The 25,319-nt window shown below is 65.6% G+C and carries 23 protein-coding genes and 1 pseudogene; 11 read left to right on the plus strand and 13 right to left on the minus strand.

Translation table 11 applies throughout. The features are described from left to right. Positions 1 to 43: 43 nt before the first annotated feature. Positions 44 to 892 carry a universal stress protein gene (locus ACSQ76_RS03330; RefSeq protein WP_437155451.1) on the minus strand — a complete coding sequence of 283 codons (849 nt, stop codon included), beginning with the start codon at positions 890 to 892 and terminating at the stop codon, positions 44 to 46. Positions 893 to 1,095: 203 nt separating this feature from the next. Between ACSQ76_RS03330 and ccoN the strand changes: the two genes are divergently transcribed. The 4 genes from ccoN to ccoP are packed head-to-tail and all read left to right on the plus strand — an operon-like array spanning position 1,096 to position 4,593. Then, the gene (ccoN, locus tag ACSQ76_RS03335; RefSeq protein WP_437155452.1) at positions 1,096 to 2,700 is read left to right on the plus strand and encodes a cytochrome-c oxidase, cbb3-type subunit I; all 1,605 of its coding nucleotides are present in this window, start codon (positions 1,096 to 1,098) and stop codon (positions 2,698 to 2,700) included. A gap of 44 nt (positions 2,701 to 2,744) precedes the next feature. Next, on the plus strand, positions 2,745 to 3,515 hold the full coding sequence (gene ccoO / locus ACSQ76_RS03340; RefSeq protein ID WP_306128626.1) for a cytochrome-c oxidase, cbb3-type subunit II: 771 nt from the start codon (positions 2,745 to 2,747) through the stop codon (positions 3,513 to 3,515). A gap of 12 nt (positions 3,516 to 3,527) precedes the next feature. Further along, the gene (locus ACSQ76_RS03345; protein ID WP_437155453.1) at positions 3,528 to 3,725 is read left to right on the plus strand and encodes a cbb3-type cytochrome c oxidase subunit 3; all 198 of its coding nucleotides are present in this window, start codon (positions 3,528 to 3,530) and stop codon (positions 3,723 to 3,725) included. A gap of 1 nt (position 3,726) precedes the next feature. After that, positions 3,727 to 4,593 carry a cytochrome-c oxidase, cbb3-type subunit III gene (ccoP, locus tag ACSQ76_RS03350; RefSeq protein ID WP_437155454.1) on the plus strand — a complete coding sequence of 289 codons (867 nt, stop codon included), beginning with the start codon at positions 3,727 to 3,729 and terminating at the stop codon, positions 4,591 to 4,593. Positions 4,594 to 4,709: 116 nt separating this feature from the next. On the opposite strand, the gene ACSQ76_RS03355 is transcribed toward ccoP, so the two are convergent. Then, positions 4,710 to 5,528 carry an alpha/beta fold hydrolase gene (locus ACSQ76_RS03355; RefSeq protein WP_437155455.1) on the minus strand — a complete coding sequence of 273 codons (819 nt, stop codon included), beginning with the start codon at positions 5,526 to 5,528 and terminating at the stop codon, positions 4,710 to 4,712. A gap of 220 nt (positions 5,529 to 5,748) precedes the next feature. Further along, a complete protein-coding gene (locus tag ACSQ76_RS03360) occupies positions 5,749 to 5,904 on the minus strand; it encodes a hypothetical protein (protein ID WP_306128520.1) in 156 nt (51 codons plus the stop codon). A 97-nt stretch (positions 5,905 to 6,001) separates the two neighbouring features. Here ACSQ76_RS03360 and ACSQ76_RS03365 point away from each other — a divergent pair, with 97 nt between their 5' ends. The 5 genes from ACSQ76_RS03365 (at position 6,002) to ccoS (ending at position 11,352) form a co-directional block, all read left to right on the plus strand. After that, positions 6,002 to 6,895: a LysR family transcriptional regulator gene (locus ACSQ76_RS03365; protein ID WP_306128519.1), complete on the plus strand. Its 894-nt coding sequence runs from the start codon at positions 6,002 to 6,004 to the stop codon at positions 6,893 to 6,895. 77 nt (positions 6,896 to 6,972) lie between these two features. Then, positions 6,973 to 8,541, plus strand: a complete 1,569-nt coding sequence (locus ACSQ76_RS03370; protein ID WP_437155456.1) for an RdxA/RdxB/FixG family protein — start codon at positions 6,973 to 6,975, stop codon at positions 8,539 to 8,541. Beyond that, complete coding sequence (locus ACSQ76_RS03375) at positions 8,538 to 9,005, plus strand: FixH family protein (protein WP_437155457.1); 468 nt, start codon at positions 8,538 to 8,540, stop codon at positions 9,003 to 9,005. The genes ACSQ76_RS03370 and ACSQ76_RS03375 overlap by 4 nt, the downstream gene beginning before the upstream one ends. Beyond that, entirely contained in the window at positions 9,002 to 11,197 is a 2,196-nt protein-coding gene (locus ACSQ76_RS03380) for a heavy metal translocating P-type ATPase (protein ID WP_437155458.1), read from the plus strand. Before ACSQ76_RS03375 ends, ACSQ76_RS03380 begins: the two co-directional genes overlap by 4 nt. After that, complete coding sequence (gene ccoS, locus ACSQ76_RS03385; RefSeq protein ID WP_306128515.1) at positions 11,194 to 11,352, plus strand: cbb3-type cytochrome oxidase assembly protein CcoS; 159 nt, start codon at positions 11,194 to 11,196, stop codon at positions 11,350 to 11,352. The genes ACSQ76_RS03380 and ccoS overlap by 4 nt, the downstream gene beginning before the upstream one ends. A gap of 141 nt (positions 11,353 to 11,493) precedes the next feature. Here ccoS and ACSQ76_RS03390 read toward each other — a convergent pair whose 3' ends face one another. Further along, positions 11,494 to 12,981, minus strand: coding sequence for a D-alanyl-D-alanine carboxypeptidase family protein (locus ACSQ76_RS03390; protein ID WP_437155459.1), 1,488 nt, complete (start codon positions 12,979 to 12,981; stop codon positions 11,494 to 11,496). A gap of 292 nt (positions 12,982 to 13,273) precedes the next feature. Between ACSQ76_RS03390 and ACSQ76_RS03395 the strand changes: the two genes are divergently transcribed. Beyond that, positions 13,274 to 13,930 (plus strand): potassium channel family protein, encoded by a 657-nt coding sequence (locus ACSQ76_RS03395; RefSeq protein ID WP_437155460.1) that lies wholly within the window; start codon positions 13,274 to 13,276, stop codon positions 13,928 to 13,930. A 2-nt stretch (positions 13,931 to 13,932) separates the two neighbouring features. Continuing rightward, a complete protein-coding gene (locus ACSQ76_RS03400; protein ID WP_437155461.1) occupies positions 13,933 to 15,279 on the plus strand; it encodes a TrkH family potassium uptake protein in 1,347 nt (448 codons plus the stop codon). A gap of 97 nt (positions 15,280 to 15,376) precedes the next feature. Here the strand turns inward: ACSQ76_RS03400 and ACSQ76_RS03405 are convergent, their stop codons facing one another. The 9 genes and pseudogenes from ACSQ76_RS03405 to ACSQ76_RS03445 all read right to left on the minus strand — a co-directional run bounded on the left by ACSQ76_RS03405 (position 15,377) and on the right by ACSQ76_RS03445 (position 25,150). Next, positions 15,377 to 17,500, minus strand: a complete 2,124-nt coding sequence (locus tag ACSQ76_RS03405; RefSeq protein WP_437155462.1) for a peroxidase family protein — start codon at positions 17,498 to 17,500, stop codon at positions 15,377 to 15,379. A gap of 321 nt (positions 17,501 to 17,821) precedes the next feature. After that, the gene (locus ACSQ76_RS03410) at positions 17,822 to 18,814 is read right to left on the minus strand and encodes an ABC transporter substrate-binding protein (RefSeq protein ID WP_437155463.1); all 993 of its coding nucleotides are present in this window, start codon (positions 18,812 to 18,814) and stop codon (positions 17,822 to 17,824) included. Between the two features lie 29 nt (positions 18,815 to 18,843). After that, positions 18,844 to 19,689 (minus strand): ABC transporter permease, encoded by an 846-nt coding sequence (locus ACSQ76_RS03415; RefSeq protein ID WP_437155464.1) that lies wholly within the window; start codon positions 19,687 to 19,689, stop codon positions 18,844 to 18,846. Then, entirely contained in the window at positions 19,686 to 20,561 is an 876-nt protein-coding gene (locus ACSQ76_RS03420; protein WP_437155465.1) for an ABC transporter permease, read from the minus strand. The genes ACSQ76_RS03415 and ACSQ76_RS03420 overlap by 4 nt, the downstream gene beginning before the upstream one ends. Before the next feature lie 93 nt (positions 20,562 to 20,654). Beyond that, positions 20,655 to 21,460, minus strand: a pseudogene (locus ACSQ76_RS03425) (ABC transporter ATP-binding protein). A 142-nt stretch (positions 21,461 to 21,602) separates the two neighbouring features. Further along, positions 21,603 to 21,929, minus strand: a complete 327-nt coding sequence (locus ACSQ76_RS03430; RefSeq protein ID WP_437155466.1) for a hypothetical protein — start codon at positions 21,927 to 21,929, stop codon at positions 21,603 to 21,605. Positions 21,930 to 21,933: 4 nt separating this feature from the next. Then, positions 21,934 to 23,397, minus strand: coding sequence for a dihydropyrimidinase (gene hydA / locus ACSQ76_RS03435; protein ID WP_437155467.1), 1,464 nt, complete (start codon positions 23,395 to 23,397; stop codon positions 21,934 to 21,936). 46 nt (positions 23,398 to 23,443) lie between these two features. Next, complete coding sequence (locus tag ACSQ76_RS03440; RefSeq protein WP_437155468.1) at positions 23,444 to 23,755, minus strand: GIY-YIG nuclease family protein; 312 nt, start codon at positions 23,753 to 23,755, stop codon at positions 23,444 to 23,446. Between the two features lie 144 nt (positions 23,756 to 23,899). Further along, the gene (locus ACSQ76_RS03445; protein ID WP_437155469.1) at positions 23,900 to 25,150 is read right to left on the minus strand and encodes a Zn-dependent hydrolase; all 1,251 of its coding nucleotides are present in this window, start codon (positions 25,148 to 25,150) and stop codon (positions 23,900 to 23,902) included. Between the last annotated feature and the right edge of the window lie 169 nt (positions 25,151 to 25,319).

Consider the following 25,319-nt stretch of genomic DNA (forward strand, 5'->3'; position numbering starts at 1 on the left):
GACGCAAAAAGCGATGCATGTTTCAGACCGACCCGGAAACGCTTTAATGCGCCATGAAGACCGGCAGGGGCGCGTGTTCCAGCATGTAGCGGGAGGCACCGCCGAAGACCGCTTCGCGGACGCGGGAATGGCCATAGGCGCCCATGACCAGCGCGTCGGCGTCGATGTCCTGCGCGCGGCGCAAGAGCACGTCGGCGACGCGGGGCAGGGTTTTGGACAACACGTCAATCTCGACCGTGACGCCGTGGCGCACGAGGAACTGCGAGACCAGCCCACCGGGATCGGAGCGGTTCGGGCCGTGCACCGGCGGATCGACCACCACGAGATGCACGCGGTCGGCGCGTCGCAGCATCGGCAGGGCGTCGCGGGCGGCGCGCAGCGCCTCGCGGCCGTCGTTCCAGGCGATCACGACCCGCTTGGGGTCGAGGGTGATGTCGGGCGTGTCCGGCAGGACCATGGCGGGGATGCGCCCGTCGAAGAGGATTGCCTCGGTCAGGCGAGCAAGCTCGGCGCCCAGCCCCTCGCCATAGGGCATGGGCAGAACGGCGAGATCGGCGAAGCGGGCGCGGTCGGCGACATGGTGCCCGAGATCGGCAAGCTGGGCGACACCCTTGTCGCAGGACCAGAGGAAACCGTCCTGCCGGGCAAGAAAGGCGCGTACGGCGCTGTCGATCTCGGCGGCCTCTTCGTGGCAACGCTGGAAGGTGTCCTGCAGCGCCACGGCGCTGACACCGGCGCCGGTGAAATAATGGGTTGCCGGATCGCGGGCGACGCCGAGGCTGAGCACGTCGAGATGCGCGCCGTGCAGGCGGGCGAGGGCGGCGGCGTGGGTCAAGGTGTGCTCGACGCGAGACACGTCTGACAGGGCGCAGAAGATCGTTTTCCAGGACATTGCGATTCGCTTTTCATTAACCATTTCGAACGCAGTCTGGCCCCCGGGGCGAGACGCTGCCTTGATGCCGGTCAATCCATTCCCGCAAATCCTTTGATGCAGATCAAAGCGGGGGCAGGCGGCATCGGAAATAAGCGGCCCCAGTCAAATGACTCCGTGCGCCCCGGCAGGGCCTGCGCGGACATACGGCAAAGGGACGCAAAATGGGTAACTACGTAAAACTGATCCTGTTGGGGCTGATCGCGTTTTTCGCGCTGTTCGCCGCCAACCAGGCGCGGGATATCGCGTACCTTGTGAATGCGCTGACCATCGCCCTGGTGGCGGCGGGCATGTTCATCTGGGTGCTGCGCAACACGGACGAGGAGCGGCCGGTGGTCGACCTGTCCGGCGAATACATGGACGGGGTCGTGCGCGCCGGGGTGATCGCCACGGCGCTTTGGGGTGTCGTGGGCTTTCTGGTGGGGACGTTCATCGCGTTCCAGCTGGCCTTTCCGGCGCTGAACTTCGAGTGGGCGCAGGGCTACATGAACTTCGGCCGGTTGCGGCCTTTGCACACCAGCGCGGTGATCTTTGCCTTTGGGGGCAACGCCCTGATCGCGACGTCGTTCTACGTGGTGCAGCGGACCTGTGCCGCGCGCCTGTGGGGCGGGAACCTGGCGTGGTTCGTGTTCTGGGGGTTCCAGCTGGTGATCGTTCTGGCCGCCACGGGCTACCTGCTGGGGGCGACGCAATCCAAGGAATACGCCGAGCCTGAATGGTACGTGGACTGGTGGCTGACCATCGTCTGGGTGTCCTACCTGGCCGTTTTCGTCGGCACGTTGGTGAAGCGGAAAGAGCCGCATATCTACGTGGCGAACTGGTTTTACCTGTCGTTCATCATCACCGTCGCGATGCTGCACGTGGTGAACAACCTGTCGATCCCGGTGAGCATCTTCGGCTCCAAGTCCGTGCAGGTTTTCTCGGGCGTGCAGGATGCGATGACGCAATGGTGGTACGGGCACAACGCCGTGGGCTTCTTCCTGACGGCGGGGTTCCTGGCGATGATGTACTACTTCGTGCCGAAGCAGGCCGGGCGGCCGGTCTACAGCTACAAACTGTCGATCATCCACTTCTGGGCGCTGATCTTTCTGTATATCTGGGCCGGTCCGCACCACCTGCACTACACCGCGCTGCCCGACTGGGCCTCGACGCTGGGCATGGTGTTCTCGATCGTGCTGTGGATGCCCAGCTGGGGCGGGATGATCAACGGTCTGATGACGCTGAGTGGCGCGTGGGACAAGCTGCGCACCGATCCGGTGATCCGGATGATGGTGATCAGCCTGGGCTTTTACGGGATGTCCACCTTTGAGGGGCCGATGATGTCGATCCGCGCGGTGAACAGCCTGTCGCATTACACCGACTGGACCATCGGGCACGTGCACTCGGGCGCGCTGGGCTGGAACGGGATGATCACGTTCGGCTGCCTCTACTTCCTGGTGCCCAAGCTGTGGAACCGCGAGCGGCTGTATTCCCTGAGCCTGGTGAGCTGGCACTTCTGGCTGGCGACGATCGGGATCATTCTTTACGCGGCGTCGATGTGGGTGACCGGCATCATGGAAGGCCTGATGTGGCGTGAAGTGGATGCCAACGGGTTCCTGGTGAACTCCTTTGCCGACACGGTGAGTGCGAAGCTGCCGATGTACGTGGTGCGCGGTCTGGGCGGGGTCATGTTCCTCTCTGGCGCGATCATCATGTGCTACAACCTTTACATGACAGTCAGACGGAGCCCGGCAGTGCAAGCCGACAACTCCGCTGTCCCGGCTGAATAAGGAGGGCCGGAAAAATGGCTGACGATAAAATGCAGAAACCCCCGATGCCGGCTTCGGCCACGGGCGTGGGGGACCGGCCCAAGAAGAAGACCTTCCTGGACCGGCACCAGATCCTGGAACGCAACGTGACCCTGCTGGCGATCTTTGCCTTCCTGGTGGTGACAATCGGCGGCATCGTGCAGATCGCACCGCTGTTCTGGCTGGAGAACACCATCGAGGACGTGGAGGGGATGCGCCCCTACACCCCGCTGGAGCTGACCGGGCGTGACATCTACATCCGCGAGGGATGCTATGTGTGCCACAGCCAGATGATCCGGCCGATGCGCGACGAGGTGGAGCGTTACGGCCATTACAGCCTGGCCGCCGAAAGCCAGTACGACCACCCGTTCCAATGGGGGTCCAAGCGGACCGGACCGGACCTGGCGCGTGTGGGCGGGCGGTACTCGAACGCGTGGCATGTGGACCACCTGCGCGACCCGCAATCGGTGGTGCCGGAATCGGTGATGCCCAAGTACGGCTATCTGGAGGAGCGGCTGCTCGACGGGCAGTACGTGGAGGACCTTCTGGCGACGCACAGGTTGGTGGGTGTGCCTTACGAGGACGCGCATGTGGAAAACGCGCAGGCGGATTTCCGGACGCAGGCCGACCCGGAAAGCGACTTTGACGGGCTGATCGAACGGTATGGCGAAAAGGTGCAGGTGGCCAATTTCGACGGCCGCCCGGGCATCAGCGAAGCCGATGCCCTGATCGCGTATCTGCAGATGCTGGGCACGCTGGTCGATTTCTCGACCTTCACGCCCGTGGCCAGCCGGTAAGGAGCAACGACGATGGACACCTATTCCCTGCTGCGGGAGTTCGCGGACAGCTGGATGCTGCTGGCGCTCTTCGCCTTCTTCATCGGCGTCGTGATCTGGGTCATGCGGCCCGGATCGCGGGACACCTACGAGAATGTCGCGGACATTCCGTTTCGCAACGAAGACGCGCCGGCACGGGCCGCGCGCCATGCCTCGGACGAGGAGCACTGAGATGGCCAAGACATCGAAAGACAAGCACGAGGTCGAGACGACCGGTCACGAATGGGACGGGATCGAGGAATACAACAACCCCTTGCCGCGCTGGTGGCTGTGGGTGTTCTATGCCACGATTCTCTGGGGCGTCTGGTACACAATCGCCTATCCGGCCTGGCCGATGATCTCGGGCGCGACGCAGGGCTATCTAGGATACTCGACCCGAGCCAATGTGCAGGTCGACATTGAAACGGCCGAGGCGGCCAACTCGCAGCTCAACGAGCGGCTGGCCAGTGTCGAACTGGCGTCTATTCCCGGCGACGATGAGCTGGCCGGCTATGCGCGCTCGGCGGGCGAGGCGGTGTTCAACACCTGGTGTGTGCAGTGCCACGGGCGCGAGGGCGGCGGATTCGTCGGCTATCCGACCCTGTCGGACGACTCGTGGCTGTGGGGCGGTACGATGGAGGCGATCCACACCACCGTCACCCACGGGATTCGCAACGACGACGACCCCGACGCGCGCTACTCGGCAATGCCGGCCTTTGGCCGTGACGAGCTGTTGACCAAGGAAGAGGTCGTGCAGGTGGTGAATTACGTCATGTCCCTGTCGGGCGAGCCGCAGGACGCGCAGGCCGCCGAGGCGGGCGCGGAAGTGTTCGAATACAACTGTGCCGCCTGCCACGGCGAGGACGCCACGGGCATGGTCGAACAGGGCGCCCCCAACCTGACCGATGCGATCTGGCTGTATGGCGGCGATTACGACGCGCTGTACGAGACGGTGTGGAACTCGCGCTTTGGCGTGATGCCGCCCTGGCGGGAGCGCCTGACGGAGGCCGAGATCCGCGCGGTGGCGGCCTATGTCCACCAGCTGGGCGGCGGCGAGTAATCTGACAGCCCGACACGAGATTCCCGGAGGCACTATTGCAATGCCCCCGGGACGGCACCGGCCCCTCCCTCTGTTCGCGCATTCCAGGAGGGGCCGGTGTTTTTCGTTTCACCAGGTCAGTTTTCGAGCACGCCCGACAGGGCGCGCAGAACCGCGTCGGGCGCTTCGAGCTGGGGCAGGTGGCCGACACTTGGCAGCGTCTTGAACTCCGACCGCGGCATCAGGGCGTGCAGGGCGCGGCCCCGGGCGAGGGGGATCCAGGGATCGGCCTCTCCCCAGAGGATCGTGACCGGGCAGCGGACGGCGCCGTAACGCGGCTCGATTTCGGCGGTGAAGCGTTCGTCGGCCTGGGCGAACTGGCGGTAAAAACTGGCGCGTCCGGCCTCGTCGAGCCACGGGGCGACGAGCGCCTCGGTGTCGTCGTCGGCAAGGTCGGTGACCAGCGCGCCGTCGATATAGGCCCGCACGACGGCCTGATGGATTTGCGGAGGCAGGCCGGTGAAGGCGTCGACATGGCGGCCGACATGGTCGAAGAAATCCGAGCCCCAGGGCCGCATCGCCACCACGTTGATCAGCACGAGACGGTCGAACTCGGCCCCGTGCAGCAAATGCGCTCGCAAGCTGGTCGCACCGCCGACATCATGTGCCACGACGCGGGGGCGGTCGAGCCCCCAGTGCGTCAGCATGTGAGCGAAGACCTGGCCCTGCACGTCGAGCCCGGTGGGCTGATCGGCGCGTTTGTCTGAGCAGCCGTAGCCGGGCATGTCGTACCAGTGGACGGTATGCGATTGGGCCAGCGCGGGAATGATCCGGTGCCACGTTACTGACGACCACGGCCAGCCATGCGCGAGCACAAGAGGCGGGCCGGATCCGGCGCGGCCCCAGGCGACGGTTCCGGCGGGGGTGTCTGCAGTGTGATCAAGGTTCCAGGTCATCACGATAATCCGGACGGTGAAAAAAGACCCGTGGCGCGGCCAGAAGGCCGGGACCACGGGTCAGTCGGGGAGACGCCCCGCGCGCCTAACGCGCGCGCGGGCCGACATCGGTGATGGGGTAGGGCCAGCGGCGTGTGCGCCAGGGCCAGGGACAGTGACGGAGCCGGAGGCGCGCGGCCGGTCTGGGGTGAAAGATACGGGCGTCGTACATCGCTTTGGTCTAGCGCGGCAGACGGCCGACGCGGTGCGCCTCGAGCTCGGCATCGCGGCGGTTGTCGAAGCGCGTGTTGGGCGCCCAGTGGCCGCGGCCCTCGCGAACGTTGGTGTCATTGAGGCGGGTGGCGGTGTGGAAGCTATCTGAAAGAATACCCAGCATGTCGTTCTCCTTTCTGGTTCGTGTGATAGCCTCAATCTGGCACCTATAGCGCGTTATTGCGACTCAGGAAAAATTTGGATATGTAAGGCAGGCTTACATGACCGATTGGCTGACCCTCCCGCCCCTGACGGCCTTGCGCGCTTTCGCGGCCCTTGCCGAGACCGGCTCGGCCCAGGCGGCGGGAGCGGCGCTGAACGTCAGCCACGCGGCGATCAGCCAGCAGGTCAAGGCGCTGGAGACGCGGATGGGGGTGCCGCTGGTCGATCGCAGCGGGCGCAAGCTGCAGCTGACCACGGAGGGGCGCGAGCTGGCCGATGCGCTGAAGACCGGCTTCGACACGATCGCGCGCAGCATCGATGCGCTGACGGGTGCGGATGCGGACCGGGCGGTGCAGGTGTCGACGACGCAGCTTTTTGCCACGACGTGGCTGATGCCGCGGCTGATGGATTTCCAGACGCGGCACCCCGGCGTGGACCTGATGATCAACCCCTCGGCGGAGCTGCACGAGCTGACGCCGGGGGGCTATGACCTTGCGCTGCGCTTTGGTGATGGCAACTGGCCGGGGCTGGAGGTGGAGATGCTGGTGCCGTCGGACATCGTGATCACCGCGGCGCCGAAGCTGGTGGGCGATTGCGAGATCACGCGGCCCGAACAGTTGCTGGAGTATCCGTGGCTGGAAGAGCTGGGCACCTCGGAATCGACCGACTGGCTGCGCAAGCACGGGGTGACGGAAGGCCGCGCCAAGAGCGTGACGCAGGTGCCCGGGAACCTGATGCTGGACGGCGCGCGGGCCGGGCAGGGGATCATCAGCACGGCCAGGTCGTCGGTCGAGGCGGAGCTGGAGGCGGGGCGGTTGAGGCTGCTCTTTCGGGATGCGGGCGAGACGGGGTATCATATCGTCACGCGGCCCGGCGTCTTGCGCCCGAAGGCGCGGGCCTTCGTCACGTGGCTGCGGCGCCAGAAGGAAGCGCCCTGCGACGAAAAGGGTTGATCTGAGTCAAGGTTTTGTAAAACGCGCCGTGGCAGAAGGACCTCGCGCAACAGACCTTCATCGGAGCGAGAGCTGCCGTGACTTCATCACCTGAATCTTCCGGGACGCCGCCGAGCCTTTACGCCGCGCGCGAGCCTGTCTTTCCCAAGCGTGTCAGCGGCTGGTTCCGCCGGTTCAAGTGGATCATCATGATCGTGACGCTGGGGATCTATTACGTCACGCCCTGGATACGCTGGGACCGGGGGCCGTCGCTGCCCGATCAGGCGGTGCTGGTGGACATGGCGAACCGGCGGTTCTTTTTCTTCTGGATCGAGATCTGGCCGCACGAGTTCTATTTCGTGGCCGGATTGCTGGTGATGGCGGGGTTGGGCCTGTTCCTGTTCACCTCGGCGTTGGGCCGGGTCTGGTGCGGCTATGCCTGCCCGCAGACGGTGTGGACGGACCTTTTCATCGCGGTGGAGCGCTGGGTCGAGGGGGACCGCAACGCAAGGCTGCGCTTGCACCGGCAGAAGAAGATGGATGCCCGCAAGGTGCGTCTGCGGCTGACCAAGTGGGCGCTGTGGCTGCTGATCGCGGTGGCCACCGGCGGGGCTTGGGTGTTCTATTTCACCGATGCGCCGACGTTGCTGGTGGACCTCTTCACGCTGAACGCGCATCCCATCGCCTATACGACCATCGCCATCCTGACCGGTACGACGTTCTTTTTCGGCGGGTTCGCGCGCGAGCAGATCTGTATCTATGCCTGCCCGTGGCCGCGTATCCAGGCGGCGATGATGGACGAGGACACGCTGACCATCGGATACCGCTACTGGCGGGGCGAGCCGCGTGGCAAGGGCAACGTGCGGCGGCGGCAGGCCGAGGACGCGGTCAAGGCCGAGGCGGCGTCGCACGCAGCCGGGGCAACGGCAGGCGGCAGTTATGCCAGGACGCCGGTGCCGAACAACGAGAGCGACATGGTGCCGGATGCGACGGCGGCGGCGAAGGGGCCGGGCGACTGCATCGACTGCATGGCCTGCGTGAATGTCTGCCCGATGGGGATCGACATCCGCGACGGGCAGCAGATGGAGTGCATCACCTGTGGCCTGTGCATCGACGCGTGCGACGACATCATGGCCAAGATCGGCAAGCCGCGCGGCCTGATCGACTACATGGCTCTGACCGACGAGGTGCGCGAGCGCGAGGGCAAGCCACCGAAGCCGGTGATGAAGCATATCCTGCGACCCAGAACGATCATGTATACCTCGTTGTGGTCGCTGGTGGGGGCAGGGCTGCTCTTTGCGCTGTTCATCCGGGCGGATATCGACCTGACGGTGGCGCCGGTGCGCAACCCCACCTTCGTCACCCTGTCGGACGGGTCGATCCGCAACACCTATGAGGTGCGGCTGCGCAACAAGCATGGCGAGGCGCGCCCGATGCGGATTTCGGCCAAGGGCGACCCGGCCATTCGCGTGCAGCTTGAAGGGACGCCCTATGAAACGGTAGAGGTGCCGGCCAATGAGACCTATCTGCAGCGCGTCTACCTGATTGCGCCGCCGGGATCGGACGCGGCGCAGAGCGATGCGACGGACGTGCGCCTGTGGGTCGAGGATATCTCGAACGGGGACCGCGCCCACAAGGACACGATCTTTAACGGGAGGGGCGAATGAAGCGCGATTTCACACTCAAGGGATGGCACGTCTTTGCCGGGTTTGCCGGGGCGTTTTCGATCATCATCGCGGTGAACCTGATATTGGCGTTTTCGGCGGTGAAGACCTTTCCGGGGCTGGAGACGAAAAACTCCTATATCGCCAGCCAGAGCTTTGACGACCGGCGCGACGCGCAGGAGGCGCTGGGCTGGAGCGTGGCCGCGACGCACAAGGCGGGTCTGCTGGAGCTGAAGATCACCGATGCTGACGGCCAGCCGGTGGAAGTGGCGGCGCTGGACGCAACTGTGGGGCGGGCGACCCATGTGCAGGATGACGTGACGCCGGCGTTCCGGTTCGACGGCGAGGCGTATTTCGCCACCGTCCCGCTGGGCGCGGGCAACTGGAACATCCGGATGGAGGCGCGGGCCGAGGACGGCACGGTGTTCCAGCAGCGCGTGGTACTCATCAAGGAGAGCGGCGCGTGACCCTGGCGATGCGGCATCAGGCGGCGATGGGCTGCCCGGCCTGTGCGGCGGCCCCTGCGGCAGAGGACGTGGAGGTTACGCCCGAGGGTGGGCAGATTGCGCTGTCCTTGCCGACGATCCATTGTGCCGCGTGTATTTCGAAGATCGAGGACGGGCTGAACGCGCATCCCGGCGTGCGCTCGGCACGGGTGAACCTGACGCTGAAACGGGCGAGCATCGACGCGGACGAGGACGTGACGCCCGCCGAGATGGTGAGCCTGGTCGAAGGGTTGGGATACGAGGCGCATGAGCTGGACCCCGGCACGCTGAACGCCACGGCGACGGACAAGGCCGGGCGCGAGCTCTTGATGCGGCTGGCGGTGGCCGGGTTCGCGATGATGAACGTGATGCTGTTGTCGGTGTCGGTCTGGTCCGGCGCGGATGACGCGACGCGGGATATGTTCCACTGGATTTCGGCGGCGATTGCCCTGCCCGCCGTGGCGTTCTGCGGGGTGCCGTTCTATCGCAACGCGTGGAGTGCGCTGCGGCAGGGTCGGCTGAACATGGACGTGCCGATCACGCTGGCCGTGGCGCTGGCGGTGGTGACGTCGCTATGGGAGACGGCGCTGTCGGGGCATCACGCCTATTTCGACGCGGCGATTGCGCTGGTCTTTTTCCTGTTGGCGGGGCGCTACCTGGATCACCGGACACGGGCCGTCGCGCGGTCGGCGGCCGAGGAACTGACCGCCTTGGAAGTGCCGCGCGCGTGGCGCATCGAGGACGGCCAAGAGGTCGAGCGGCCCATCGCGGAACTGGCGGTGGGCGACGTGCTGCTGGTGCGGGCCGGGGGGCGCGTGCCGGTGGATGGCGAGATCGTCGACGGTACGTCGGAACTGGATCGGTCGCTGTTGACGGGCGAGACGGTGCCGGTCTTTGCCGGGCCGGGGCAGGCGGTTTCGGCGGGCGAGGTGAACCTGACCGGGCCGCTGCGCATTCGCGCCAGCGCGGTAGGGGCGGAGACGTCCCTGCACCGGATGGCGGATCTGGTGGCCATCGCTGAGTCGGGGCGGTTGCGCTATACGTCGCTGGCCGACCGGGCGGCGAAGCTTTATGCACCCGGCGTGCATATCCTGTCGGCTTTGGCCTTTGCCGGCTGGTTTCTTTACACGTTCGACATGCGCACCGCTTTGAACATCGCGGCGGCGGTGCTGATCATCACCTGCCCCTGTGCGCTGGGGCTTGCGGTGCCGGCGGTGACGACGGCGGCGTCGGGGCGGCTGTTTCGCAAGGGGATGCTGATCAAACACGAGACCGCGCTGGAGCGGCTGGCGGAGGTCGACACGGTGGTGTTCGACAAGACCGGGACATTGACGGCGGGCGTGCCGGTGCTGACCAATGCGGAGGTTCTGGACGACGCGGCGCGGGGCGTGGCGCTGGCGCTGGCGCGCGGCTCGGCCCATCCGCTGGCGCGGGCGATTGCGAAGGCGCTGGGCGAGGCGGAGGCGAAGGCGGCGGACGTGACGCAGATTGCCGAGGTGCCGGGCTATGGCGTGTCGGGGCGCGTGGGCGATCTGGAGGTGCGGCTGGGTCGGGCGGCCTGGGTCGGGGCGGAGCCTGCGGCGAGTACAGCGACCTATCTGCAGATCGGCGAGGCGACGCCCGTGGCGTTGACTTTCGAGGATGCGTTGCGGCCCGGCGCGGAAGAGGCCGTGGCGGCGCTGTTGCGCGCGGGCAAGGCTGTCTGGCTGGTGTCAGGGGACACGGAGCCGGCGGTGAAGGCGCTGGCGGAACGGTTGGGGATCGAGGCGTGGCACGCGGGCGTGCTGCCCGAGGACAAGGCGCGGATCGTGGCGGAGTTGTCCGACACGGGTGCCCATGTGCTGATGGTGGGCGACGGGTTGAATGACACCGCGGCGCTGGCGGCGGCGCATGTGTCGATCTCGCCCGCCTCGGCGCTGGATGCCGCGCGGGTGGCGAGCGACGTGGTGCTGTTGGGCACGGACCTGAGCCCGCTGGCCGACGCGCTGGTCGTGGCGCGCAAGGCGCGGCGGCGGATCACCGAGAATTTCCGTCTGGCGACGCTGTATAACGTCATTGCCGTGCCGCTGGCCGTGGCCGGGCTGGCGACGCCGCTGATCGCGGCCTTGGCGATGTCGGCCAGTTCGATTACCGTGTCGCTGAACGCGCTGAGGCTGTCGGGGAGGCGTGCATGACCATTCTGGCCTATCTCATTCCGATTTCGCTGATACTGGGCGGGCTGGGGCTGGCATTTTTTGTCTGGACGGTGCGCAGCAACCAGTATGACGACCCAGAGGGCAATGCGCATCGCATCCTGAGCGACACCTACGACGACAAGCCGAAGCGGTAGTGCATCGCTGTAGAGCGGCGTGCCGGGTGGCGTCGGTGGTATCTTGAGTATTTTGGGAACAGTGAAAGCCGGGGGCGGGGCCCGCAACGGCAAACGCCTGCGCGGAACGAGGCGCAGGCGTTCTGTGGATCGGACGCGGCGTTACGCGCCGGGGTCGATCATGAAGCAGGTGATCTGCTTGGCCTGAAGGCGGCGGCAGGCGAGGTCGGCGGTTTCGCGGGTGAGGCCCATGAAATTGGCATCGAACCCGGTGGAGCGCTTGACCACCTTGCGCAGGGAGCCGTCGAGCGTCTCCATCTCGTTCAGCGCGGTTTTCAGCAGGACCTTCTGGGCCTTGTACTGGCTGGGATAGCGGCCGACGTTGATGCCCCAGTGACGCCCGCCGGAGGTGGAGATGCGGGTGACGACCTTCTGCACCGGGTCGCTGGCGGGCTCTTGCGCCTTCGGCGTGGTCTCGGCGGTGGGGTCGACGCTGGCCAGGACGAGGTCTTGGGGCCGGGCCTTGGGGTTGGCGCTGGGCGCGATGCTGCCCTGCGCGGCGGGCCGGGCGTCCTCGGTAATGGTTTCGGCGGCGGCGAGAAGGGCCTTTTCGATATCCTGCTTGTTGCCGACATCGGGCGTGGCGCTGGCCACGATGGCCTCGCCGGGGCGCGGCTGCGGGCGGAGCGATTTCTTGACCGCCGCGGCCGAGGCCAGGCGCACGGTCTTGCCCACGCCGCCGGGCACGGAATGGCCATCATCGGCCGGGCCGGGGCCGACCTTGCCCATGTAGACAGGCTTGGTCGGGCGGTTCACGGCGACGCGGCTGGGGGCGCTGCGGAAGCCGAGATCCAGGAGTTCGGCCACCTTGGCGTTGCGCGTTGCCGTGGAGCGGCCGCCGAACACGGTGGCGATGATGCGCTCGCCGCCCCGCTCGGCGCTGGCGGTGAGGTTGAAGCCGGCGGCACGGGTGTAGCCGGTCTTGATCCCGTCGGCGCCCTTGTAGTCGCTCAGCAGGCGGCGGTTGGTGTGATAGACCGTCTTGAGGCCCGCGTCGGCGGTGACGCGGGAGAAGAGATTGTAGTATTCCGGATAGTCGTAAAAGAGGTGCCGGCCCAGCAGGGTCATGTCGCGGGCGGTCGACAGGTGGCCCTCTTCGGTCAGCCCGTGGGCGTTCTTAAAGGTGGTGCGGGTCATGCCGAGCGCCTTGGCGGTGCGGTTCATGCGCCGGGCGAAGGCGGCCTCGGATCCCTCGATCGCCTCGCCCAGGGCGGTGGCGGCGTCATTGGCCGATTTCACAGCCGCGGCGCGGATGAGGTAGCGCAGTTTGATCGTCGAGCCCGACCGAAGGCCGAGTTTCGACGGCGGCTCGGAGGCCGCATGTTTTGAAATGCGCACGGGCGTGTCGAGGGTGATCTCGCCGTTCTCGACCGCCTCGAAGACCACGTAGAGGGTCATCATCTTGGTCAGGGATGCCGGGTGAAGGCGGGTGTCGGCGTTGCTCGCGTGGAGCACCTCGCCGGATCGTGCGTCCATCACCAGTGCTGCGTAAGGGGCCGCGACCGCGCTCAGCGGTACGATAACCATCATCCAGATAGTGGCCATAGCCACCAGACCCCAGCGGATGGGCTGCCTGCTTCGCGTTCTCATGGAACTGCTCTTTCTCTGCCTCGTTCACCGCCGATTTTTCGGCTGGCTTGTCATTATTGGAAAAAAGGTAGCACAGGGGTTGTTTTGGATAAAGTGCTTATTTTCAAAGATTTTGAAGGAGTTCCAGGGCAATGCAGGACACATGTTGTGGTTTCAGGCGCCTCGACCGCTAAACCGGCAATTGTGGCGGGATTATGTCGGCCCGACCGGCGGCCGGCGGGCCGGGTTCCACGCCGTCCGCGGAACTGGCGCATCACCCCGCGCGTTTGCGTGCGAAGAGGAAGGGGACCTCATGTCAAGTCGCAGTTTTGCCGTGATCGGCCTCGGGAATTTCGGCAGCACGGTGGCGACCGAGCTGGAACGGTTCGGCAACCACGTGATCGGCGTAGACATCGACGAAACCCGGGTCAGCCGCCACGCGGACAAGCTGGGCGAGGCCATAATCCTGGACGCACGCGACGACGAAGCCCTGAAGGAAGCGGGCATCGGCGAGGTCGACATGGCGCTGGTGGCGGTGGGCGACAACCTGGAATCGAGCATCCTCGCGGCGGTGAACCTGCGGCAGGTGGGCGCGGGCGCGGTCTGGGCCAAGGCCACCACCCGGACGCATCACCGCATCCTGTCGCGGATAGGCGTGGACCGGGTGATTCACCCCGAGGTCGAGATCGGCCAGCGCATCGCGCAGGTCATGCACAATCCGCTGGTGCGCGACTATGTCGGCCTGGGCAACGGTTTCTTCGTGGTGAACCTGAAGGTGCCGGAAGAGCTGGAGGACACCACGCTGTCGAAGCTGAACCACGTGGACAAGTTCGACCTGCGCTGCCTGGGCGTGATGCGGGGAACCAAGTTCCTCGGACAGGACGGGGACGATTGCACGCTGAAGGCCGGCGACCTGCTGTTGATGCTGGGTGAGCGCAACAACCTGCGCGACTTTTCCGCGAGTCTCTGAGCGTGGCGCGAAGATCGTCGATCAAGCTGGGCTCGACACGTCTGAACCTGTCGCCGCCGGCGGTTCTGGCGGTGATGTATTTCCTGACCGTGGCGCTGGGCGCGCTGCTGTTGTGGCTGCCGGCGTCGCATCACGACAAGGTGGGCTTGGGCGAGGCGATCTTCACCGCGACCTCGGCGGTGACGGTGACGGGCCTGGTGGTGGTCGATACCGGGTCGGATTTCACCCTGTTCGGGCAGATCATCATCGCCTGCCTGATGCAGTTCGGGGGCCTGGGCCTGATGGTGTTCGCGGTGCTGATCCTGACCGCGTTCGGCATACCCATCGGGATGCCGCACAAGGTGATGCTGCGCGAGGACCTGAATCAGGCGACGATCAGCAACCTGGGCCAGCTTGTGCGGATCATCCTTTACGTGGCGCTGGGCTGCGAGGCGGTGGGCGCGGTGCTGCTGGCCGTGGTCTTCGTGCCGGACCTCGGCTGGGGGCAGGGGCTGTGGTACGCGGTGTTTCACAGTATCTCGGCCTTCAACAACGCAGGTTTCGCACTGGAGCCCGACAGCCTGTCGAAGTGGGTGGGCAACCCGGTGGTCAACCTGACGGTCACGGCGATGTTCATCCTCGGCGGTCTGGGGTTCATCGTGGTGGGCGACGTCTATCAGCACCGCAAGTGGCGCAAGCTGTCGCTGCATTCCAAGCTGATGATCGCGGGGACGCTGTGGCTGATCGTGATCGGGGTGGTCTGTTTCGCGCTGCTGGAATGGAACAATCCGGGCACGCTGGCCGGGCTGGAGAGCACGGGCGATAAGCTGTGGGCCAGCTGGTTCCAGGGGGTGACGCCGCGCACGGCGGGGTTCAACACGATCGACATCGCGGCGATGAAGGATTCCACCTCGCTGCTGACGATCATGCTGATGATCGTGGGGGGCGGGTCGACCTCGACCGCGGGCGGGATCAAGGTGACGTCGCTGATCGTGATGCTGCTGGCGACGGTCGCGTTTTTCCAGAGGCGGCCGGCGCTGCATGTCTTCGGGCGGAGCCTGCCGCTGGATCAGGTGCTGAAGGTGATGGCGCTGGCGACGATCAGCGGGCTGTTGATGTTCGCGAGCCTGTTCGTGCTGACGGCGACGCAGAACATCGCGTTCCGGGACCTGGCGTTCGAGGTGGCCTCGGCCTTTGGCACGGTGGGGCTGTCGAACGGGGCGACCGGCGAATTGAACTGGCTGGGGCGGGCCGTGATCATCGCGGTGATGTTCCTGGGCCGGGTGGGTCCGCTGACGCTGGGATTCTTCCTGGCGGTGAAGAGCCGGCCGCGGGTGCGCTACCCGGGCGACAAGGTGTTCCTGGGGTGAGGCGAGGTGGGTTGGAAACCCACCCTACGGCGGATGACCAGCGCGATCCCGGCTTTTCCCACGCGTCCCCGTTGCGACTGTCAGGCGCGACCGGGTGTCAGAGGAAATAATCCTCGATCGTCAGGCTCCAGTCATCGCCAGCGTAGAACACGAGGTCGTCGGAGAACGTCTTGAATCTGAGGGTCTCGGTCGAATTCTCGTGGATCTTGTAGACATCGACGCCGGCTTCGAAATCGGTGATCGTGTTGTGGCCGGCCTGTCCGGTCCGGAACACGAAGCAATCGCTGCCGGCGCCGCCGGTGACGACATCGTTGCCGCGGCCGCCGATAAGCAGGTCATCGCCGTCGCCGCCCTCGAGCGTATCGCTTCCGTCGTGGCCGTAAAGGGTGTCATCGCCCTCGCCGCCCATAAGAAGATCCCGGGCCTGACCGCCGCAGAGCTCGTCGGTTCCGGCGCCGCCCATCAAGGTGTCGCGGCCCTTGTCGCCGTAGAGCCGGTCATTGCCGTCGCCGCCTTCGAGCAGGTCGGAGCCGGAGCCGGCCTTGAGCATGTCGTTGCCTGCGCCGCCTTCCAGCGTATCGGCCCCCTGTTGACCATAGAGCTTGTCGTTGCCCTCTCCGCCTTGCAGGTCATCGTGGTTCTTGCGGCCGCGGAGGATGTCGTTGCTGTCGCCGCCGAACATGAAATCGGCGCGGACGCTGCCTTTCATCACGTCCGCGTCCACGGTTCCGATGCTGCGGTCCATGGCGGCGAAAACGTCGTTCTGCAGGGCGCCGACATCGGTGTTGCGCAGGATGATGTCGCTGAGCGTCGTGTCCCAGAGCGCCGCGCGCGCCTCGTCGGTGAGCCCGTCGCGGGCCTCGCTCCAGAACGGATCGCCGTCGCGCAGGCGCGAGAACTGGTCGACCACCATGATGTGGAAGGTTTCCCCCAGGAGGCCGGTATCCAGAGGGTCCTCTGCCAGCCCGCCGATCCAGGCATCGACCAGGTCGACGGAGCCGTAGACCGCCGCGAGCTTGCCCGCGAGCGTGGTGTCCGAGGTGATGTCCTGAAAGGTCGTGGCCCTTGCGAGCCCAAGCGCCTCGCGCAGGTCGTTGTAGCTGGCGATGCCGAGGTCGCGGCCGCGCTGGATGTTGAGCGCGGCGAGATCGAACCCGCCCGCGCCCGGCGGGCCGAACAGGAAGGACCGCACGTCTTCGACCACCTGGGTGTCGAGCGCCTGTGCGTTCTGGGTGGCCGCGCCGCGCAGCATGTCCTCGATCAGATCCGGCTGGTCGAGGAGTGCCGGCTGGAAAAAGGCATCGCGCAGGGCCAGCGACGGGCCGACCGTGCCGTCCTCGGCGACACTTTGCAGGTTCGAGGACAAGAGCGTGTGCCCGAGACGGAAGACGGCGGTGGAGAACTCGACCGAGATGCCGGGGTTCACCGTCGGGTCATAGCCGTCATAGGCCTCGATGGCGTCTGCGCCGACGAGGATCGGCAGGAATTCCCTGAAGGTGATGGCCTGAACGATGGCCTCGACATGCGCGCGGGCCATGTTGAAGAGCGCCTCGTCGGTCAGCGTGGGGTCGTCCGCGGCCAGCTCATCGACGATGCGGTTGTGCTCTCGCGTGAAGATGGTGTGCATCGAGGACAACATCACGTTTTCCGCGGCACGCACGTCGCCGGTGAGCAGCGCGTCGCCGTCCAGCACTAGCCGCTGGTTTTCGTCCAGCAGCAGCTTGCCCCCGTCCACGCGCAGCGCGGCCAGCGTGGCCGCGTCGGAGCCGTAGATCATGGAGGCGTCGATGAAACTGGTGATCTCGTTCGCGTAGACGCCGTCGTGCTGATCGACGCGGAAGAACGGAATCTCGGCGGTGCCGGTGTGGAACGGGTCGAAATAGGGGTCGCCCGCGGGCACGTCGATCGGCACGTATTTGGTCGAGCCCGCCTCGGTCAGCGATATGTCGTGATCGATGAACTGGCCCCAGATCCACAAGAAATCCGAAGCGCCCGCCGCGTTCTTGGTATCGGCGGATTGCGCCGCCACCGCGTTGGAAATCTCGCGGGCGCCGGGCCTGTCCGCGCCGGACATTTCGGCCTCCGGGCCGAGGCCGCTCGGTGCGATCCGCAACAGGTGCGTGCCTGTCGCCCCCCATTCCGGATTGTCGATATTCGACCCGGTCCCGTCTGCCGGCCGGGTCAGTGTTGTCGGATGTGGCGTAGTTGAACTCTGTGACACTTGGCTTCCCCTCACCCTGTGTCGCGCTTACGACGCGCAATACATATTTTTCTGGGCTACCGGCGCCCTGAATTTATAAAAAAATGCGCAGCGGATTGCGTGCGACTCATTTAGTTGTCTCACAGGATATCACGAAACTGTGAGCGGTGTAATTCATTAACGAAGAAATTAACTGTTTACGGCGCCAGTCGCCGCGTGGCTCTGCCCGGACATTTTCGACCCTGCCGCAGCAGGTATCCGGCCCCTGAGAGAATGGGCGTTCCGCCCGGTGCCCCATGCGAAGGCGACAGGCGGAACGCGTCAGTTAAACGGCGATTGGCCTCAGTTCAGCGCCTCGTCCGTGATCTGGTGGGTCCAGGCGGCCTCGCCCGGGTCCTCGGTGATGACCGGGTCGGAGCCACCCGACAGCAGCGAGTCGACCGTGCGCTGGAAATCTTCCGGGTCGAGCGCGCCGTTGGAGCCGGCGGTCAGCTTGGCAACCTCGCTCATCATCCGTTTTTGATGCTCTTCCGTCTGGGCGCCGGTGGCGTCGTTGTCGAGCACGATCATCGCGGCCTCTTCGGGGTTCTCCTCGGCCCATTTCCAGCCCTTCATCGAGGCGCGGACGAACCGGACCATCTTGTCGACGAACTCGGGGTCTTCGAGGTTTTCCTCCAGCACGTACATGCCGTCCTCGAGCGTGGCGACGCCCTGGTCCTCGTACTTGAACACGACGAGGTCCTCGGGCGTGAGGCCGGCGTCAATGACCTGCCAGTATTCATTGTAGGTCATGGTCGAGACGCACGCCGCCTGGTTCTGTAGCAGGGGATCGACGTTGAAGCCCTGTTTCAGGACGGTGACGCCATCCTCGCCGCCCTCGGTCGGGATGCCGAGCTGGCTCATCCACGACAGGAAGGGGTACTCGTTGCCGAAGAACCAGACGCCGAGCGTCTTGCCCTTGAAATCCTCGGGGCCTTCGATGCCGGTGTCCTTGCGGCAGGTCAGCATCATGCCGGAGCTTTTGAACGGCTGGGCGATGTTGACGAGGGGCAGGCCCTTTTCGCGGCTGGCAAGGGCCGAGGGCATCCAGTCGATGATCACATCGGCACCGCCGCCGGCGATGACCTGGGCGGGGGCGATATCCGGCCCGCCGGGCTTGATGGTGACGTTCAGGTCTTCCTCTTCGTAGAAGCCCTGGTCTTGTGCCACGTAGTAGCCGGCGAATTGCGACTGCGTTACCCATTTGAGTTGCAGCGTGACGTCGTCGGCGGCCTGGGTCATGCCGCCCCAAAGGGTGGCGGCGGCAAGGCCGAGCGTGGTTGTGAGATGTTTCATTGTCTTCTCCCTGTTCTGGTTTGCTTTGGTTATGTCCGGCCCCGTTGGGACGGGTGCCAGAAGGTGACGGCGCGCTCGATCAGGGCGACCGCGCCGTAAAATCCCGAGCCGGCGAGGGCGGCGACGACGATCTCGGCCCAGACCAGATCCATCGCGAGGCGCCCCACGGAGGTGGAAATGCGAAAGCCCATGCCCTGGATCGGCGAGCCGAAGAATTCCGCCACGATGGCGCCGATGAGCGCGAGCGTGGTGCCGATCTTGAGCCCGTTGAAGACAAAGGGCATGGCGGCGGGCAGGCGGAGTTTCAGGAGCGTCGTCCAGTAGCCGGCGGCGTAGGTGCGCATCAGGTCGCGCTGCATCGCGTCCGCCTCGGACAGGCCCTGGACGGTGTTCACCAGCATGGGGAAAAACACCATGACGACGACGACGGCGGCCTTGGACTGCCAGTCGAAGCCGAACCACATCACCAGGATGGGGGCGAGGCCGATGATCGGCAGGGCGGCGGCGAAATTGCCCACGGGCAGCAGGCCGCGTTTCAGGAAATCGGAGCGGTCGACGGCGATGGCCGTCAGGAACGCGACGCCGCAGCCGAGGATATAGCCGGTCAGCGCGCCCTTGATGGCGGTCTGAAGGAAGTCGCCCCAGAGGATGTTGAGGGAATTGGCGAACGTCACGGCGATGACGCTGGGGGCGGGCAGGAGGGCGAGCTTGATGCCCAATCCCCAGACGAGGCATTCCCAGACGGCGATGAGCGTGGCGCCGAAAACGATGGGCGCGGCCAGTTGTGCGGCGGTGTTCTGCGGGTGGCGGGCCAGCCGCGTGTTGATCCACCAGCCCGCGGCCCAGATGAGCGCCCCTGCGATCAGCCAGCTCATGTCGCCATTCCCATGCGCTTGAGCGTGAACCTTTGGATCAGGCCGATCAGGCCAACGAGAATGGCGGCCAGCGCGGCGGCCATGATCAGCGCGCTCCAGATCTGGATGGTCTGGCCGTAATAGCTGCCCGCGAGAAGCCGCGCGCCAAGGCCCGCGACGGCGCCGGTGGGCAGTTCGCCGACGATGGCGCCGACGAGGCTGGCAGCCATGGCGATCTTTAGCGAGGTGAAGAAGTAGGGCATCGACGACGGCAGGCGCAGTTTCCAGAAGGTTTGCGAGCGGCTGGCGTTCCAGGTGCGCATCTGATCGAGCTGCATCTGGCTGGGGCTGCGCAGGCCCTTCACCATGCCGACCACGACCGGGAAGAACGACAGGTACATCGAGATCATCGCCTTGGGCAGAAGCCCCGAGATGCCCACGGCGTTCAGCACCACGATGATCATCGGCGCGATGGCGAGGATCGGGATGGTCTGGGACGCGATGACCCAGGGCATGACGCTCATGTCCATGGTGCGGTTGTAGACGATGCCGATGGCCAGAAGCGTGCCGAGGGCGGTGCCCAAGAGGAAGCCCAGGGCGGTGGAACTGAAGGTGATCCAGCTGTGGTAGATCAGAGAGCGCTTGGAGAAAGCCCGCCCGCTGGCGATCATCGCGCCGGTGGTGTTCCACATTTCCGCCGCAACCTGGTGCGGCGCGGGCAGCTTGGGTTTTTCCTGCGACCAGGTGTCGGCGACGAGTTCCGGGAAGGTCAGCGTGACCTCGGCGCGGGCGGCCTTGTCATAGGCCCAGGGCGCATTGAGGACGACGGCGCCCGCGTACCAGAGCGCGATGAGGGTCGCGACGACCGTCAGGACAGGGACGATGTTGCGCATCAGGGCGTCTCCCGCCCCGGCCACCGAGCCGGGGCCTCTGGGCCCGTGGTGAGCAGGAGGCCCCGGATCAAGTCCGGGGCGCGTTTTGCGAAGTCACTCCTCATAGCTGTGACCCGCGCGAAGCCCGTCGCGGACGCGGTGGGCGATTTCCAGGAATTCCGGCGTGTCGCGGATGTCGAGCGGGCGTTCCCGAGGGAGCGTACTTTCGATCACGTCGGTGATCCGGCCGGGGCGGGGGGACATGACGACGATCTTCGTGCTGAGGTACACCGCCTCTGGGATCGAGTGGGTGACGAAGCAGATCGTCTTGTTCGTGCGGTCCCAGAGCTGGAGAAGCTGTTCGTTGAGGTGGTCGCGGACGATCTCGTCGAGCGCGCCGAAGGGTTCGTCCATCAGCAGGATATCGGCATCGAATGCCAGCGCCCGGGCGATGGAGGCGCGTTGTTGCATCCCGCCGGACAGCTGCCAGGGGAATTTCTTTTCGAATCCCGCGAGATCGACCAGTTCGAGGACGCGGGCGATGCGGCTTTGCTGGTCGGCCTTGGAGTAGCCCATGATTTCCAGCGGCAGGCGGATGTTGCCGGCGATGGTGCGCCACGGGTAGAGGCCGGCGGCCTGGAAGACGTAGCCATAGGCGCGCCGCTGGCGGGCCTCGGCGGGGTCATTTCGTTGACCGAGATGCTGCCGCCGGTGGGATGTTCAAGGTCGGCCATGCAGCGCAGGAAGGTGGTCTTGCCACAGCCCGAGGGGCCGATGAAGGAGACGAAATCGCCCTTGTCCACGTCCAGCGTCACGTCCTTGAGCGCATGCACGGGCCCGTCATTGGTCTGGAAGGTCAGCGAAAGGTCGCGGGCGGCGATCACGGAGCTGGATGTCGTGGTGGCTTGGGCGTCTTGCATTATGGTGTCGTGTCTCCGGGCCGGGTGAAGGGAACAATCCCATGCCGCAAGGCGGTGTCAAGGCGGGTCCGGGCGTCAGATGCCTGTGGAGCAGGCACATGATGAATTTGCGGGCAATGGCGCGGGCGCATGGCGGCGTGGCTCATTCGCAGGGAACCAGGTCTTCGACCGAGCCGTCGGGCAGGGTCAGCGTGACGCCGGTGCCATCGGCGCTTCGGGTGATGCCGAGGACCTTTTTGCGGCTCTCGGCGTCGCCGGGGCAGGTGGCCATGAGCGTGCCGGTCTGCACGGCGGTGATCTGGCAGATCGCGCCGTGCAGGTTCAGGTGGCCCGCGACGATGGCGACCTCGTTTTCCTTGGTGGCCTCCTCGCCCAGGATGCGGGCGCAGCCGTCGGGATTGCCGAGGGGGGCGGCCAGCTGGGCCGTGGCCGGGCTGGCCAGCAGGAGAAGGGCGAGGGCGAGGCGCACGGGGTCAGATGCCCGCCGGGATATTCAGCGGATCGCGCTCGATCATCTTCGGAGCCGTCAGCGCCTTCCATTTCGACAGCGCCTCGTGCGCCGAGGGGAAGGCGGGGCGGGGGACGAAGCGGCCGCGGCCGGGTTGGGGCTGGGAGTTCTGGCCCCAGGCCCAGATCACCTCGCCGCGCGAAATGGTGTAGCGGGAATTGGCCGTGACCTCGAAGCCCTCGAACACGTTGTAGTCGAGGATCGAATGGTGGTTGGAGGCCGAGATCGTCTTGGTGATCTTGGGGTCCCAGACCACGATATCGGCGTCCGCGCCTTCGACGATGGCGCCCTTCTTGGGGTAGATGTTGAGGATCTTGGCGACGTTGGTGGAGGTGACGGCGACGAACTCGTTGGGCGTGAGGCGCCCCGTCTCCACGCCGCGGGTCCAGAGCACGGGCATCCGTTCCTCCAGCCCGTTGGAGCCGTTGGGGATCTTGGTGAAATCGCCCACGCCCATGCGTTTCTGCTCGGTCGAGAAGGCGGCGTGATCGGTGGCGACGACCTGGAGCGAGCCAGCCTGAAGCCCCGCCCAGAGGCTGTCCTGGTGGTCCTTGGAGCGGAATGGGGGCGACATGACGCGGCGGGCGGCATGGTCCCAATCCTTGTTGAAATACTCGCCCTCGTCGAGGGTCAGGAACTGCGCCAGCGGTTCGCCATAGACGCGCATCCCCTTCTGGCGGGCGCGGCGGATGGCCTCGTGCGCCTGTTCGCAGGAGACGTGCACGATATAGAGCGGCACGCCGGCGGCGTCGGCGATGGTGATGGCGCGGTTGGCGGCCTCGCCTTCGAACTCGGGCGGGCGGGAATAGGCGTGGCCCTCGGGGCCGGTGATGCCCTTGGACAGCATTTCCTGCTGCATGTCGGCCACCAGATCGCCGTTCTCGGCATGGACCATGGGCAGCGCGCCCAGTTCGCGGCAGCGCTTGAAGGAGGCGAACATCTCGTCATCCTCGATCATCAAGGCACCCTTGTAGGCCATGAAGTGCTTGAAGGAGTTGACGCCCATGTCGACGGCGTCCTTCATCTCGTTGAAGATGGTCTCGTTCCAGCCGGTCACCGCCATGTGGTAGCCGATATCGGAGCAGATCTGCGGAGCGGATTTGCGGTGCCATTCCTCGATGGCGTTCTTGATGGAGCCGTCCGCGCCGGGCAGGCAGAAATCCACCAGCATCGTTGTTCCGCCACAGGCCGCGGCCCAGGTGCCGGTCTCGAAGGTTTCGGCCGCCGTGGTGCCCATGAAGGGCATTTCCAGATGGGTGTGCGGGTCGATGCCGCCGGGGATGACATAGGCGCCCTCGGCGTCGATGGTCTCGTCGCCTTTCAGGTTCTCGCCGATCTGCTTGATCTTTTCGTCCTCGATCAGGACATCGGCCTTCCACGTGCGGTCTGCGGTGCAGACGGTGCCGTTCTTGATGACTTTGGTGGTCATTGGGTGTCTCCCTGGTGCTACGCAGTCCCGGACTTGATCCGGGACCTCAGAGAAACGAGGCCTCCATGCTCAAGTCGGACCAGCTTGGGTTTGCGTGTTCGATCAGCCTGTCTTTCCACTCGCGCCGCCAGCGTTTCAGCTTTCGTTCGCGGGCGACGGCGGCATCCAGTGTTTCGTGGGTCTCGAAGTAGACCAGCTTGGTGATGTTGTATTTCGACGTGTGCACGGAGCCGGCCCCCAACCGGTGCTGAGCCGCGCGGTCGCGCAGGTTGCCTGTGGTTCCAACGTAGATCGCCGTGTTTGAGCGGCAGGCCATGATGTAGGTGTAGAACGCCATGGTCCGGTGGTGTGGGAACATGGTTAATTTGATGTAAACGCGGCTTTGATGTTTGTGGCGCCACGCTGGTGGCGGGGAGGTCCCGGATCAAGTCCGGGACTGCGGTGCGCGAAGTGGCGGGGAGGTCCCGGATCAAGTCCGGGACGTTGAATGATCGTTTGACGATCATTCAACGATCTCCGCCGTCTCGACCACCGCGTGCATCAGCACGTCCGCGCCCGCCGTGGCCCAGTCCTTGGAAATCTCCTCGGCCTCGTTGTGGCTGAGGCCGTCCACGCAGGGGCACATGACCATGGCGGTGGGGGCGACGTCGTTGATCCAGCAGGCATCGTGGCCGGCGCCCGAGACGATGTCCATGTGGGAGTAGCCAAGGCGTTCGGCGGCGTCGCGGACGGCCTTGACGCAGGTCTCGTCAAACGCGGGCGGGTTGAACTGGCCGACGATCTCGGAGGAAAAGCCGACCTCGATCTCTTCGCAGAGCTTCGGCGCCTTTTCCAGCAGCTCCGCGACCATGCCTTCGAGCTTTTCCAGGTCGGGCGAGCGGAAGTCGATGGTGAAGACGGCCTTGCCGGGGATGATGTTGCGGCTGTTGGGATAGACGTTGGCCTGGCCGATCGCGCCCACGGCATTCGGCTGGTTCTTCATCGCGATCTCGTGCACCAGTTCGGTGATCCGGGCGAGGCCGCGGCCGGCGTTCTTGCGCATGTGCATGGGCGTCGAGCCGGTGTGGCTTTCCTTGCCGGTCACGGTGCATTCGATCCAGCGCAGGCCCTGACCGTGAGTGACGACGCCGATATCCTTGCCTTCGGCCTCCAGAATGGGGCCCTGTTCGATATGCAGCTCGAAGAAGGCGTGCATCTTGCGGTTGCCGACCGGCTCGTCGCCTTTCCAGCCGATGCGGTCGAGCTCGTCGCCGAATTTCTTGCCGTCGGCATCGACACGGTCGTAGGCCCATTGCTGGTCGTGCACGCCGGCGAAGACGCCTGAGGCGAGCATGGCGGGGGCGTAGCGCGTGCCTTCCTCGTTGGTCCAGTTGGTGACCACGATGGGGTGTTTCGTCTTGATGCCGAGGTCGTTGAGGGTGCGGATGATCTCGAGGCCGCCGAGCACGCCGAGGACGCCGTCATACTTGCCCCCGGTGGGTTGCGTGTCGAGGTGGGAGCCCACGTAGACCGGCAGCGCGTCAGGGTCGGTGCCCTCGCGCCGGGCGAACATGTTGCCCATCGTGTCGAGGCCCATGGTCAGGCCCGCCGCCTCGCACCACGACTGGAAGAGCGCGCGGCCCTCGGCATCCTCGTCGGTCAGGGTCTGGCGGTTGTTGCCGCCCGCGACGCCGGGGCCGATCCTGGCCATCTCCATCAGGCTGTCCCAGAGCCTGTCGCCGTCGATCTTGAGGTTTTGGCCCGGTGCGGTCATCGCTATCCCCCTGTCTGTCGTATCATAGCACGGGCGGACGCGATATTGGCTGCCATCCCGGTTGCCACTTTTTTACCAAATGGTAAAAGCACGATTGCGAAGCGGGGCGGGTCTGTCAAGCATTGCACCCGTCGCTGGCCAATTCGGGCCGGGCGGTGCTACATCTTCG

This window comes from Roseovarius sp. B08 (assembly GCF_051417955.1).
In the GTDB taxonomy this organism is placed as follows: domain Bacteria; phylum Pseudomonadota; class Alphaproteobacteria; order Rhodobacterales; family Rhodobacteraceae; genus Roseovarius.

Bases quoted from the DNA above. Each gene is read 5' to 3' on its own strand.
- ACSQ76_RS03360 (WP_306128520.1), bottom strand. From the start codon at position 5,904: ATGCTGGGTATTCTTTCAGATAGCTTCCACACCGCCACCCGCCTCAAT.
- ACSQ76_RS03355 (WP_437155455.1), bottom strand. From the start codon at position 5,528: ATGACCTGGAACCTTGATCACACTGCAGACACCCCCGCCGGAACCGTC.
- ACSQ76_RS03395 (WP_437155460.1), top strand. From the start codon at position 13,274: ATGTCAAGTCGCAGTTTTGCCGTGATCGGCCTCGGGAATTTCGGCAGC.
- ACSQ76_RS03330 (WP_437155451.1), bottom strand. From the start codon at position 892: ATGTCCTGGAAAACGATCTTCTGCGCCCTGTCAGACGTGTCTCGCGTC.
- ccoS (WP_306128515.1), top strand. From the start codon at position 11,194: ATGACCATTCTGGCCTATCTCATTCCGATTTCGCTGATACTGGGCGGG.
- hydA (WP_437155467.1), bottom strand. From the start codon at position 23,397: ATGACCACCAAAGTCATCAAGAACGGCACCGTCTGCACCGCAGACCGC.
- ACSQ76_RS03375 (WP_437155457.1), top strand. From the start codon at position 8,538: ATGAAGCGCGATTTCACACTCAAGGGATGGCACGTCTTTGCCGGGTTT.
- ACSQ76_RS03410 (WP_437155463.1), bottom strand. From the start codon at position 18,814: ATGAAACATCTCACAACCACGCTCGGCCTTGCCGCCGCCACCCTTTGG.
- ACSQ76_RS03415 (WP_437155464.1), bottom strand. From the start codon at position 19,689: ATGAGCTGGCTGATCGCAGGGGCGCTCATCTGGGCCGCGGGCTGGTGG.
- ccoO (WP_306128626.1), top strand. From the start codon at position 2,745: ATGCCGGCTTCGGCCACGGGCGTGGGGGACCGGCCCAAGAAGAAGACC.
- ACSQ76_RS03390 (WP_437155459.1), bottom strand. From the start codon at position 12,981: ATGAGAACGCGAAGCAGGCAGCCCATCCGCTGGGGTCTGGTGGCTATG.
- ACSQ76_RS03345 (WP_437155453.1), top strand. From the start codon at position 3,528: ATGGACACCTATTCCCTGCTGCGGGAGTTCGCGGACAGCTGGATGCTG.
- ACSQ76_RS03365 (WP_306128519.1), top strand. From the start codon at position 6,002: ATGACCGATTGGCTGACCCTCCCGCCCCTGACGGCCTTGCGCGCTTTC.
- ccoN (WP_437155452.1), top strand. From the start codon at position 1,096: ATGGGTAACTACGTAAAACTGATCCTGTTGGGGCTGATCGCGTTTTTC.
- ACSQ76_RS03420 (WP_437155465.1), bottom strand. From the start codon at position 20,561: ATGCGCAACATCGTCCCTGTCCTGACGGTCGTCGCGACCCTCATCGCG.
- ccoP (WP_437155454.1), top strand. From the start codon at position 3,727: ATGGCCAAGACATCGAAAGACAAGCACGAGGTCGAGACGACCGGTCAC.
- ACSQ76_RS03440 (WP_437155468.1), bottom strand. From the start codon at position 23,755: ATGTTCCCACACCACCGGACCATGGCGTTCTACACCTACATCATGGCC.
- ACSQ76_RS03445 (WP_437155469.1), bottom strand. From the start codon at position 25,150: ATGACCGCACCGGGCCAAAACCTCAAGATCGACGGCGACAGGCTCTGG.